Source organism: Nocardia sp. NPDC003726, assembly GCF_053586955.1.
Map to the genome: position 1 here is coordinate 214,855 of NZ_JBSFNF010000006.1, position 12,221 is coordinate 227,075.

Below are 12,221 nucleotides of genomic sequence, written 5' to 3' on the forward strand. Positions count from 1 at the left end.
TGCACAATGTCCCTTCCCACCCTCGAACGATCCGTCTCCAGGGTTGCGGGCAGCCGTACCCGCGTCCAGCGCCCCGTTGTCGCCCCCGAACTGCGCATCGGCGACAACCCGGCGGCCGCGGTGCTGCGCGCCGCGACCGGTGGCCCCGTCTCCCGCGACAACGCCGCCCGCACAACGGGTTTGAGCATCGCCACGGTCAACCGCCAGGTCTCCGCCCTGCTCGCGGCCGGCCTGCTGCGGGAGCGCCCCGACCTGACGGCCTCGGGTGCGGTAGGACGCCCCCGCGTCCCCTTCGAAATCGATCACGAGGCGTACCTGACCATCGGCATCCACATCGGCGCCGCGGTCACCAAGATCGTCGCCGCCGATCTGCGCGGCCGCATCCTCGGCGGCCTTGCCATCGCCACCCCGCAGACCGGCCAGGAATTCGCCACCGTCACCGTCGCCCGCAGCGCGAAGGCGTTCCTGCAGCGCTGGCACCGGCGCAAGGCGCTGTGGGCCGGCGTGGCGATCGGTGGCCGGGTCGACCCGCTGACCGGCGTCGTCGACCACCCGAAGCTGGAATGGCGTGGCGCGCAGGTCGGTTCGGTGCTCGGCGAGGTGCTGGAGTTGCCCGTCTCGGTGGCGCCGCACGTCGAGGCGATGGCGGGCTCGGAGCTGTTGCTGCCCACAGTCGAGCCGAAGGACCACGCCCGCGTCGAGCGCGGCAGCAGCCTGTACTTCTACGTGCGTGAGACCGCCGGTATCGCAGTGACTTTGGACGGTCGCGTGCACACGCCGAGCAACGGCCCCGGCTCGATCGCGCACCTGCCGACGGGTTCGGACGTGGAATGCGCCTGCGGGCGGCGTGGCTGCTTGGAGGTGACTGTCGGTGATCGGTCGCTGCACTCCAGGGCCGTCGGCCGCGGCATCATCCCGGCGCACAACGGGACCGCGGGCTCGACCATCGCGGATCTGTACCGCGCCGCGGAGGCCGGTTCGGAATCCGCGCGCGAGCTGCTCGCCGAGCGGGCCACCATCCTCGGCCACACCGTGGCGATGGTGCGCGACATGCTCAACCCCGATCGGGTCATCCTCGGTGGCCAGGCGTTCACCGGCTACCGCCCCGCGGTCGCGCATGTGGCGCGGGCGTTCAACCAGGGTTCGACGCTGCCGCCCACCGATATCCGGATCAGCGGATTCGGCGGCAAGGTTCAGGAATACGCCGCCGTGGTGACCTCGCTCAGCGTCCTCTACGCCGATCCGCTGGCCGCGATCCGGCGCACCGCGGCGATCGACTGAGCAATACGACGAAAGGGCGGCCGACACCCTGTCCGGTCGCCCTTTTCGTGCGTCTACGGCGTCTATCGATGCGGGTCGCCCGCGGTCGCGAACAGGCCCTCCAACGCCGTGATGAAGAACGGGAAGTGGCTTGCGAAGCGTTGCAAGTTGCGGTCGCGTTCGAAGCCGCCGAACCAGTAGAGGCCGGGTTGCGCGTCGGCCGAGGGATCGAGGTCGCGGAAGACGCGGATCCAATTGTCGGCACGCGCGCCGAGCACCGTGAACGGCAGGGCGCGGGAGAACACCGTCTCCTGGTCGATCGGCGGGATCTGTTCGCGCCGAATGTTTTCCAAGCCACGCTGCAACGCGCGGATCTGCCGGGCGAGTTCCCGGCCTCTGGCCGTCCGCACCGGCAGGTACTTCGGTGCGAGCAGGGTCGCGACACCGCCGAGCGCGATGGCGACACCGACCAAGGCGTGTCCGGAAGTGAGGGCGAGCGCCACGGTCACCGCGACGCCGGCGGCCACCAGCGCCCCACCGAGCCACACCGCGAGCCCGGGACGGCGGCGATCGAGGAAATTGCCGCGGGCGACGGCGTCGGCGATCATGGCGGCGCGGACCGGACCGGAGGCAACGCGCCCCGGCTTGCGTAGCTCGCCCAGTGTCACCGCGTCGGCGCCGGAGGGCAGCAAGGCCTGGTAGACCGCCTTCTCGTAGTCGCGCAGCTGATCGTCGGGCGTATTCACCCGGGTGATCCGCCAGTCGCTGTCGCTGAGCGGCGCGATCCGGATGTACCGGCGCACCGCGAGATCCACCACCGTTGCGGCGATGTCGACCGGATCGACAAATCCGTCCAGCAGCAGACCGGCCTCGCCGGGCAGCGCCCCATCGGGGGAGGTGAACTGCACTCGATCGCCTTCGCGCAGCAGCGGGTCGATCGTCTCCGAACCACCGCCCACGGTCGAGTCGTTGCGGCGGGCGCGCAGTGCGAAGGCGACGAGCCCCGCCAGCGCGAGCAGCAGCACGCCGAACGCGACGAGCACCGGGGCGGTGATCGCGAACGCGCCCGCGTCGTCGCCGCCGCGCACGTCGGCGTTGCTCGGCACGGTGCCGGGCGGCAGCTGCAGCGTCAGGTCGATCGCGTCGCCCTTGTGCAGGTCGGTCTGCTCGAGGAAGAGGACGCCGTCGGACTCGATCTTGACGTCGGCACACGGCCTGGTGTTGCCGGGCGGGCCGAGTTTGCAGTCCACGATGCCCATTTCGAAGCTCGGGCTGATCAGCGAGGCGCTGATGGACGCGATGTCGGCGCCGAGCACGCCGAGCCAATGGAACACCTGAGTGCCCGGCGCGTCGCTGACGGTGTTCCGCACGGAGTACTGGAAGGTGGACTCGCCCGGCCGCGCCTCGATGGTGAACTGGTCGTTCGCGACGGTCGCGGTCCCGGCGCCCTCGGTGTTCACATCGGTGACCCGGAAGACGCGCTCGGCGTCGTCGCTCACCTTCAGCCGCAGTGGAAGCGACATCCGGAACGATCCGTCCGGCGGCACCGAGATCTGTTCGACGACTTCGAGGACACCCTCGCGATTCAGCTTCAGATCGGCGGTGATGGTCACGCCGTCGGGCGCGGGCTCGGCCTCGGCGACCGGGGCCGCCGCGAACATTGCCGCGACGGCGAGAAGCAGCGCGCCTAGGGCGGCCCCCCGAAAAGTCAGCATGGCTGCCTACTCTAGACAGCTTGCTATCCTGCGTCAGCGGCTGTCGGCGATCACTGAGACGAGGGGGTACGGGGGCGTGACACAACCACCGTACGGACACGGACCGGTCCCGCACCAGGGGCGTCCGGTTCCTCCGCCGCCCGGCTACGGTGCGCCCCATGGACCGCGTCCCGGTTACGGTCCGCCACCTGGATACGGCCCGCCTCCCGGTTACCGTCCGCCGCCGGGATATGCCCAGCCCGGTTACGGTCCGCCACCCGGTTACAGCCCTCCGGTCCCGCCGCCGATGCCCTATGGGCCGCCCGGTCGGCCTCCCTACCCGCCGCAGCGCAAACGCGGTGGCGGCGGATGGGTGGCGCTGCTGGTCGTCGTCGTTTTCCTGGTCGCGGCGGGGCTGGTGCGCAACGCGATCTCGGTGGGGCGCGGCGACAGCGACGCGTCCGGCCCGCGTCCGAGCTTCACGTTCGACGCCCAGCCGGACGGCGCGACCGGTCCCTCGGAGACCGGTGCCAACCCGCTGCTCACCGATCCGAGCGCGACACTCGTTCCGGCGCGGTGCGATTACTCGCCGTGGGGCACCCAGGTCGACGCCGCCCGCAAGTTCTTCGAAAGCGCCGCGTCGTGCCTGGAGTCGGCATGGAAACCCGTGCTGCGCAAGGCGAACCTGCCGTTCCAGCCTCCGGCGCTGAACGTCAGCGCGACCACGGCGGGCATCACCACACCGTGCACCGGCTCGACCAGCAATTTCGCCGCGTTCTACTGCCCGGCGAACAAGACCATCTACATGCCGATCAGCCAGTTGCAGACGGAGTACTTCAAGGACAACTGGGTGGTCTACCTCTCGGTGTTCGCGCACGAGTACGGACACCACGTGCAGGCGATGTCCGGCATCTTGCGCAAGGCCAACAGCGAGCGGGCCGACGCCGGGCCGCGCACCGCCAAGGGACTGGAATTGTCCCGTCGAGTCGAATTGCAGGCCAATTGTTTCGACGGCATGTACCTCTCATCGTCGTCGAGAGGCGGCTCGCTGACCGATCCGCAGCTCACCGTGGCCCGCAAGGACGCCTATGGGCGCGGCGACCAGGCCGGGGACATGCGCGACCACGGGACCGCCGAGAACGGCGGTCAGTGGTTCGAGACGGGCTTGGACAAGAACCGTGCGGCGCAGTGCAATACGTTCACCGCGTCGGCGAGTTCGGTGAGCTGACATGGGCCGCGCGGTGTGCGGCCGGGCCATGCCGTGATCCTCGCCAGCCCGTTGCTGCTGCCCCGGCGCGAGGATTCCGCACCCGCACCCGTCCTTCGTTCCGGGAGACGGTCTCCAGCGCGAGCATCGACGCTGGTGATGGCTTGCCGAGGCGGTAGAGCGCCCACGTCGACGCCCCCGCCCATCGCTACGGCTCGCTGAGGGCGGAAGCCCGTGGCGGCCGAACGAACCATCTCGGATCGACGAAACCACAACGGCGAGTGAGGATCGGCAACCGTTTCGGCGAAACCAGGCGGCACACTGCGAACAGGTGATCGCGCCGCCGGTTCGGGTACTGACCGCCAGTCAGGACTTCGGATCGTCCTCCACCGCGCGATCGGTGTGCGGACGCCCGAGGTGACCTTCGCCGAGGCGGCGGGGCGCGTGCCCGTGCACTCCTTCGGCGTACGCCGTCTCGGCGTGCAGGGCGAAGTCGATCCCGGCGGTCTCGTCCTCTTTGCTGACCCGGAAGCCGACGAGCCGGTCGATGCCCTTGCCGAGCGCGAACGAGACGCCGAAGGCGTAGGCCGCGACGACCAGCACCGCCACCAGTTGCTTGCCGAGCTGGGCGAGTCCACCGCCGAAGAACAGGCCGTCGACGCCGCCGGTCATCACCGCGGTGGCGAGCAAGCCGATCAGCACGGTGCCGACCACACCACCGGCGAAGTGCACGCCGACCACGTCGAGCGAATCGTCGTAGCCCGCCCTGAACTTCCAGCCCACCGCGAACGAGCAGACCACGCCCGCGGCCAGCCCGACCAGCACCGCACCGAGGGTGTTGACCGACCCGCAGGAGGGAGTGATGGCGACCAGCCCGGCCACCACGCCGGAGGCGGCGCCGAAGGTCGTGGGCCTGCCGTCGCGGATCTGCTCGACCGCCAGCCAGCCGAGCATGCCGAGGCAGCCCGCCACCAGTGTGTTCAGGAAGACGGCCGCGGCGAGACCGTTGGCCGCCAGCGCCGAACCGGCGTTGAAGCCGAACCAGCCGAACCACAGCAGGCCCGCGCCGAGCAGCACGAAGGGCAGATTGTGCGGACGCATGGCATCGGTGCGGAACCCGATGCGGGGGCCGAGCACCAGCGCCAAGGCCAGGGCCGACGCGCCGGAGGCGATCTCCACCACGAGGCCGCCCGCATAGTCCAGCGCGCCGAAGCGGGCGAGCCAGCCGTCCGGGCCCCACACCCAGTGGGCGATCGGCGCGTACACCGCCAGCGCCCACACCGGTACGAAGATCATCCACGCGGAGAACTTGGCGCGGTCGGCGATGGCGCCGCTGATCAGCGCGGCGGTCAGGACGGCGAAGGCGAGTTGGAAGGTGACGAACAACAGCTCGGGTACCGAGCCGTGCACCGAACCCGGATCGATGCCCGCCATGCCCAGGTGATCGAGGCCGCCGATCAGGCCGCCACCGGCGTCGGCGCCGAACGCCAGGCTGTAGCCGAAAAGTAGCCAGATCACGGTGACCAGCGGAATCGCGATGAAGTTCATCATCAGCATGTTCAGCACCCCGGTCGAACGCACCATCCCGCCGTAGAAGATGGCAAGGCCGGGGGTCATCAGCAGGACGAGCGCCGTGCTGATCAGCAGCCAGGCGGTGGCCGCGGGGTCGATGGTCGATGACACGGGGTTACTCCTTCGGCGCGCGTGCGCTGCGAGGTTACCGAATGGTCGCTCGCGGGCCGACGGCCGATCGGTCAAGGGGAGGGTCGGTCCTCGCGAATACCCCGCAGCCACGCCGCCACGGCGTCCGGTGTGGGCGGATCCGCGCCGACCAGGTCGAGCACGGTGTAGCCGATGCATGCCGCGCCCATCACACGTGACGCGGTCGCTTCCGCGTCACCCCAGGGCAGGAAGGGTTTGGCGAGCAGCAGGGAGGCGATGCCGTGGCCCACCGACCACAGTTCCAGCACGATCGGCAGCGGGTCGCGCGGCGCGATCGTCCCCTCGTCCATGCATTTGCGCACCGTGGCCGCGAAATGCTGGAAAGCCCCGCTGGTGAGGACCTGGTCCACCGCGCCTCCGGTCTCGGTGGGCGCGGTCGCCAGCCGGTACTGCTCGGGATGCTCGAGGGCGAAGCGGATATACGCCATGCCTTGGTCGTGCAGCTGGGTCAGCGGGGAGGTCGAGGTGTCGGTGGCGGCCCGCATCGCGTCGGCGAGGTCTTCGAAGACCTGGGCGACCACCGCCTCGATGAGCTCGTCCTTGTCGGCGAAGTGCCGGTAGATCGACGGCGCGCTCACCCCGACCAGCTTGCTCACCGCCCGGATCGAGACGGCTTCGGCGTGCCCGGTCCTGGTGAGCAACTCGGCGGTGGCCCGCAGGATCTCCTCGCGCAGCTGGGCTCCGGAACCGCGGGGCGAGCGCGGTCGCCTGCCACCGATCATGCGCGGCCCGCGGTTTCCAGCGGGCGTGCGGCGGCGTCCTCCTCGCCTTCGGTCAGCCCGATCTTGGCGTGCAGCCGGGCCAGCGGGGCGGGCGCCCACCAGTTGGCCGGTCCGAGCAGGCGCATGAGCGCGGGCGCGAGCAGGCCGCGGATGAGCGTGGCGTCGGCCAGCACGGTCAGCGTGAGGCCGAGGCCGAGCAGCTGCATGAACGACACCTTCGCCGTCACCAGGGCGCCGAGCACGATGGCCATCAGCACGGCGGCGGCGGTGAAGATGCGGCCGGTGCGGGCAAGGCCGATCGCGACCGCGCGGGTGTTGTCGTGCGTGGCCAGCCACTCCTCGCGCACCCGCGACAGCAGGAACACCTCGTAGTCCATGGACAGGCCGAAGGCCAGGCAGAACATCAGGATCGGCATGGTCGGCACCAAGTAGCCGACCGCGGTGAAGCCCAGCAGGCCGGACAGGTGGCCTTCCTGGAACACCCACACCATCGCGCCGAACGCGGCGGCCAGCGACAGCGTGTTCAGCACGAGCGCTTTGATCGGCAGCACGACGCTGCCGGTGAACAGGAACAACACGACGAACGTCGCCAGCGCGATCAAGGCTGCGGCGAGCGGTAGCCGGGCGGCCAGTGCCTCCAGCGAGTCGGCGTTGGCGGCCGCGGCGCCGCCGTAGAGCGCCTCGCCCGGAGCGGGGATCGCCCGGATCGCTTTCAGCTGCCGGTCACCGGCGGGCGAGAAGGGATCGAGCTTGGTCGCGACGCTCAGGTAGGTGCCGGTGTCGTTGCTCATTCCGGGCGGCGGCGGCGCGACTCGCGCGCCGGTCACGTAGACGCCCGCGGCGGACAGCACCGCAGGCACGCCCTGCACCTTGGACAGTTCCGCGGCGTATCCGCCCAGAGCCGCGCTGTCGCCGCGATAACCGTCCAGCACGATCGTGGTGCTGGCGACCGGATCGGCCTGCGGGAACTCGGTCCGCAGGGCGTCGCCGACCTGGCGGCTCGCGGCGGAGTCCGGCAGCACCCGGTCGTCGGGGTAGCCGAACTTCACCGAAAGGAACGGCGCGCCGAGCGCGAGCAGCAGCGCGATGATCGCGACCGCGACCGGCGCCGCGTGCCGCATCACCCATTCGGCCAGCCGGTACCAGCCGGTGTCCTCCGGCGCCTGCGGGCCGGGCGCGGGCGCGCCGCGACCGAACAGGCGACGCAACGGAGCGCGCAGGTCGAGTGAGTTCACCCGATGGCCGAGCAGCACCAGCGCCGCGGGCAGCACCACGATCGACGCGAGCGCGGCGGCGGCGACCACCGCGACGCCCGCGTAGGCGAAGCTCTTGAGGAAGTACAGGTCGAACACGCTCAGCACGGCCATCGACAGCGCGACGGTGAGCGCGGAGAACAGCACGGTGCGCCCCGCGGTCTGCACGGACCGGACGGTGGCCGCGGCCGGATCCAGGCCGTTGGCGAGTTCCTCCCGGAAGCGGCTGACGATGAACAGGCTGGAGTCGATGGCCAGCGCGAGGCCCATCGCCGTGGTCATGTTCAGCGCGTAGATCGAGACGTCGGTGAACAGTGTGAACATGCGCAGCAGCGCCAGCGTCGCCAGGATGGCGAACACCCCGATGGCCAGCGGTAGGGACGCGGCGACCAGGCTGCCGAACACCAGGACCAGCACGATCATCGACAGCGGCACCGCGACGCCCTCGGCGAGGGCGAGGTCGCGGGTGGTCTGCTCGGTGACGTCGTGATAGATCGCGGCGATGCCGCCCTGCCGCACCGTGATGCCGTTCGCGTCGCCGGCGAATTGCCGTTCCAGTTCGCTCGCGGTCTGTTGCACCTGGGTCTCGTCGCCGTCGATGTAGGCGACCACCAGGGCGCTCTTGCCGTCGGTGCTGCGCAACGCGTTCGCCAGCGGCTGCGGCGTGGTCCAGTACGACTGGACGCCTTGCACATCCGCGCGGGATTTCAGCGCGTCGGCCAGGCCGGCGCCGACCGCCTTCGTGGCCGGATCGTCCGCACCGGCGTCCGAGCTGACCAGCAGGACGAAGTTGGGCGCCGCGCCGGCGAAGTTGTCCGCGATCAGCCGGGCGACACGGGCGGACTCGGCGTCCTCGGAGGTGAACCCGCCGGATTTCAAGTGCGCGGGCGCGGTGGCGCCGAAGACGCCGCACAGCACGGCGACGGCGAGCGCGGCGGCCAGCACGGCGCGCGGAGATCGGGTGATGAATCGGGCTATCCGGGTCAGCATCGCGGCTCCGCTCGCTAGGTTAACGGCGTTAGAGTAACGCCGTTAACCTATGGTGTCGACTGCCACGGTGCGCCCGAGGTCAGCCGCGGGACTTGCGGATCGCCCGCAGACCTCTTCGGCCGGGCACGGGAAGGTCGTCGCGCATCTCCACCCACTCCGCGGTGGTCAGCCACAGTTGCTGCGCACGAGCGTCGGCGGTGTTGTGGAAGATCCGGCGGCCCCGGTCGTCCCGCAGTTCTTGGGCGACCACCGACCAGCGCGGCGGACGGCCGTGTTCGGCCTGGTAGTCCGCGAGATAGGTGGCGATCGCCGTGCCGATGGTGTTCACGGGACGCAGCGAGACCCGATTGCCGTACTGGGCGGCGTAGAAGCGCCGCCCGGCGCACAGGGACCGGGGATTGGCGTTGGAGGCGATCCACCCCGCGCGCTGGGCCCGCTCGATGAGCCAGAGGTGTTTGACCGCCGACGGCGCGATATTGCCGACGCGGGTGCGGATCAGCGTCATGATCTGCTCGGTGCACAGCACGTCGCGGCGGGTGGGGCCGTAGCCGTGCGCGGTCCAGTGCGCGTCGGCGAGTTTGGCGAGCACCCGGCCGAAGTCGTCGATGCTGCGCTGGGCGCGGCGGCCGAGACGTTCGATGCGCTCGGCCTCGCGGCGCATCTCGTTCTGCGCGGTCAGCGTGCGGATCGCCGCCATGGTGGGCACTTGGCCGCGTTCGAGGAGTTCGAGGATGGCGGCGGCGGTGGCGGGATCGGCGGCCGCGGTTACCGGCAGCGAGTCGCGCTTGATCGCGAACTCCTGGGGACTGATGGCGCGGCTCAAGAGGGCGACGGCGGAGCGGTCGCCGGCGAAATCGGTGCTGGACAGCCAGGCAGCGGCGATGTCGTCACACGACACGGTGGACAATCCTCCGGTGGAAGTGGGGGAATTGGCGCTGGTCACCCGTGGGCCGAGCTTTGTTGGTTGTGCCCCGGTCGGGATGAGGGACCGGCCGGGGTCACCAACCTGATGAAGGTTTGGCTACCGAAGTTGCCGTCTGCCACGTTAGCCAGACGATTGCGTCTATGTCACCCATGGTGACGGTTTCGTTATTTCCAAAAAGTCGAGGTAAATCGGGGTGTGAGTCCATCTTTTCCGGCCCAGCCGGGATGCTGCGGCGGGTGCGTCCGGTATTCGCCCGTGCAGCATGAGCGATAGCTCTGAGGTTGCTGTTATGCATATCCCGGTCGGTCACTGAAGAAGACAGTGCGTCTGTTGTGACATGCATCACATTCCTGGGATCCGGTGGGCCGCTGACCGGGGCGGTAGGCGGGAATGTGCATTGTCGGTGGTCGCCGGTAACCTCTGGCCGTGGCTCTGTACCGGAAGTACCGACCGGCAACGTTCGCTGAGGTGGTGGGTCAGGAGCACGTCACCGACCCGCTGAGTACCGCGCTCGACACGGGGCGGATCAGTCATGCCTATCTGTTCTCCGGTCCGCGCGGCTGCGGCAAGACGTCCTCCGCGCGCATTCTCGCCCGCTCGTTGAACTGCGTGGATGGGCCCACTTCGACGCCGTGCGGCACCTGCCCGTCGTGTGTGGCGCTCGGGCCGGGCGGCCCGGGCAACCTGGACGTCATCGAACTCGACGCCGCGAGCCACGGCGGCGTCGACGACACCAGGGAATTGCGCGATCGCGCCTTCTACGCGCCCGCCGAGTCCAGGTACCGCGTGTTCATCGTCGACGAGGCGCACATGGTGACCACGGCGGGATTCAACGCGCTGCTCAAAATCGTCGAGGAGCCGCCGGCCCACCTGATCTTCATCTTCGCGACCACCGAGCCGGACAAGGTGCTGCCGACCATCCGTTCGCGCACGCACCACTATCCGTTCCGGCTGCTGCCGCCCGCCACCATGCGCGGGCTGCTCGGGCGGATCTGCGAGCAGGAGCACGTGCCGGTCGAAGAAGCGGTGTACCCCTTGGTGATTCGCGCGGGCGGCGGTTCGCCGCGCGACAGCCTGAGCGTGCTGGACCAGCTGCTCGCGGGCGCGGGCCCCGAGGGCGTCACGTACGCCCGCGCGGTCTCGCTGCTCGGCGTCACCGACGTGGCGCTGATCGACGACGCGGTCGAGGCGCTGGCCGCCGACGACGGCGCCGCGCTGTTCGGCACCGTCGACCGGGTGATGGAGGCGGGTCACGATCCGCGCCGTTTCGCCGCCGACCTGCTCGACCGCTTCCGCGACCTGATCCTGCTGCGAGCGGTGCCCGACGCCACCGAACGCGGCCTGGTCACCGGCCCCGGCGACGTGCTCGACCGGATGCGCGGCCAGGCCGAGCGATTGGGTTCGGCCACGCTGACCCGTTACGCCCAGTTGCTGCACGAAGGTCTCGGGGAGATGCGCGGCGCCACCGCGCCGCGACTGCTGCTCGAAGTCGTCTGCGCGCGCATGCTGCTGCCCTCGGTGTCGGACGCGGAATCCGCCACCCTGCAACGGCTGGAACGGCTCGAACGCGGTCTGGCCGGTGGTTCCATCGCGCCGGCCTCCGCCGCGTCGTCCGCTCCTGCGCCGTCATCGGCGGCCGGTGCGCCGTCGGAACCGCCGCGTCGCCGGGGCGCGGAGGCGCTGGCCGCGATTCGTCGCGAGAACCGCGGCCAGTCGGGAGGTGCGGCTGGAGCTGGTGGCGGCGCTCCCGCGAGCGGTCCGGCGCAGAGCGGTGGTCCAGAGGGGCCGGTGTCCGCCGCGGGATCGTCCGCTGACGCCGCTGAGCGCTCAGCGCAGGTCGGTGACGGGCCAGTGCGCGGCGCGGCAGGCTCCGGTGTCGCGGCGCCAGGTAGTGGACCCGGTGCCGGTGGCGGGGAACCCGCGAGTCGGCCGACGCCTGCCGGTGGTGCGCCCTCCGCAGCCTCGATCGCGTCGGCCGCGGGGTCGGAAGGCGGCACGGATCCGGTTGCTCCGGTTCTGGAACCGGAGTCCGCTGCGCTCTCCGACAGTGGGTCGGCCGGGAGGATGTCGGCGGGAGGGTCGAGCGCGACCGCTGAGCCGAGTGCCTCGACGGTCGGGACGGCCGACGCGCCGGGCTCCATGCCCGCGCCCTTCGGGCCGGCCGGTGACGCAGCGAGCCGCGCAGACTCTCCCGAATCGGCAGCGGCGCAACGTCCTTCCGACGCCGGGCGGCCGTCGGCGCAAGCAACGGGTTCTCGGGTCGCGGGCGCGCAGGCAGCGTCGCCTACCGCCGATCTGGCCTCCCGGCGTGATCAGGGTGCTGCCGACTCCGGTGCGGGGTCGCCTATCGGGGCCCGGCGTGATCAGGGTGCTGCCGACTCCGGTGCGGGGTCGCCTATCGGGGCCCGGCGTGATCAGGGTGCTGCCGACTCCGGTGCGGGGTCGCCT

Annotated in this window: 8 protein-coding genes; 3 read left to right on the forward strand and 5 right to left on the reverse strand. The window is 70.6% G+C overall.

What is annotated here, in order from left to right; all coding sequences use genetic code 11:
* Positions 1-6 precede the first annotated feature (6 nt).
* Positions 7-1,281 (forward strand): ROK family protein, encoded by a 1,275-nt coding sequence (locus tag ACWDMM_RS11020; protein WP_449937105.1) that lies wholly within the window; start codon positions 7-9, stop codon positions 1,279-1,281.
* Between the two features lie 62 nt (positions 1,282-1,343).
* On the opposite strand, the gene ACWDMM_RS11025 is transcribed toward ACWDMM_RS11020, so the two are convergent.
* The gene (locus tag ACWDMM_RS11025; protein WP_449937107.1) at positions 1,344-2,975 is read right to left on the reverse strand and encodes a DUF2207 family protein; all 1,632 of its coding nucleotides are present in this window, start codon (positions 2,973-2,975) and stop codon (positions 1,344-1,346) included.
* Positions 2,976-3,261: 286 nt separating this feature from the next.
* Here ACWDMM_RS11025 and ACWDMM_RS11030 point away from each other — a divergent pair, with 286 nt between their 5' ends.
* Positions 3,262-4,182 (forward strand): neutral zinc metallopeptidase, encoded by a 921-nt coding sequence (locus ACWDMM_RS11030; RefSeq protein WP_195079790.1) that lies wholly within the window; start codon positions 3,262-3,264, stop codon positions 4,180-4,182.
* Positions 4,183-4,527: 345 nt separating this feature from the next.
* Here ACWDMM_RS11030 and ACWDMM_RS11035 read toward each other — a convergent pair whose 3' ends face one another.
* The 4 genes from ACWDMM_RS11035 to ACWDMM_RS11050 form a co-directional block, all read right to left on the reverse strand.
* On the reverse strand, positions 4,528-5,844 hold the full coding sequence (locus ACWDMM_RS11035; RefSeq protein ID WP_195079791.1) for an ammonium transporter: 1,317 nt from the start codon (positions 5,842-5,844) through the stop codon (positions 4,528-4,530).
* Between the two features lie 71 nt (positions 5,845-5,915).
* The gene (locus tag ACWDMM_RS11040; RefSeq protein WP_195079792.1) at positions 5,916-6,605 is read right to left on the reverse strand and encodes a TetR/AcrR family transcriptional regulator; all 690 of its coding nucleotides are present in this window, start codon (positions 6,603-6,605) and stop codon (positions 5,916-5,918) included.
* Positions 6,602-8,848, reverse strand: coding sequence for an MMPL family transporter (locus tag ACWDMM_RS11045; protein WP_449937109.1), 2,247 nt, complete (start codon positions 8,846-8,848; stop codon positions 6,602-6,604). The genes ACWDMM_RS11040 and ACWDMM_RS11045 overlap by 4 nt, the downstream gene beginning before the upstream one ends.
* A gap of 79 nt (positions 8,849-8,927) precedes the next feature.
* Positions 8,928-9,746, reverse strand: coding sequence for a hypothetical protein (locus tag ACWDMM_RS11050; RefSeq protein WP_195079904.1), 819 nt, complete (start codon positions 9,744-9,746; stop codon positions 8,928-8,930).
* A 453-nt stretch (positions 9,747-10,199) separates the two neighbouring features.
* On the opposite strand from ACWDMM_RS11050, the gene ACWDMM_RS11055 reads away from it, so the two are divergent.
* Positions 10,200-12,221, forward strand: a 2,022-nt coding sequence (locus ACWDMM_RS11055) for a DNA polymerase III subunit gamma and tau (RefSeq protein ID WP_449937112.1), incomplete at its 3' end; no start/stop codon positions are given.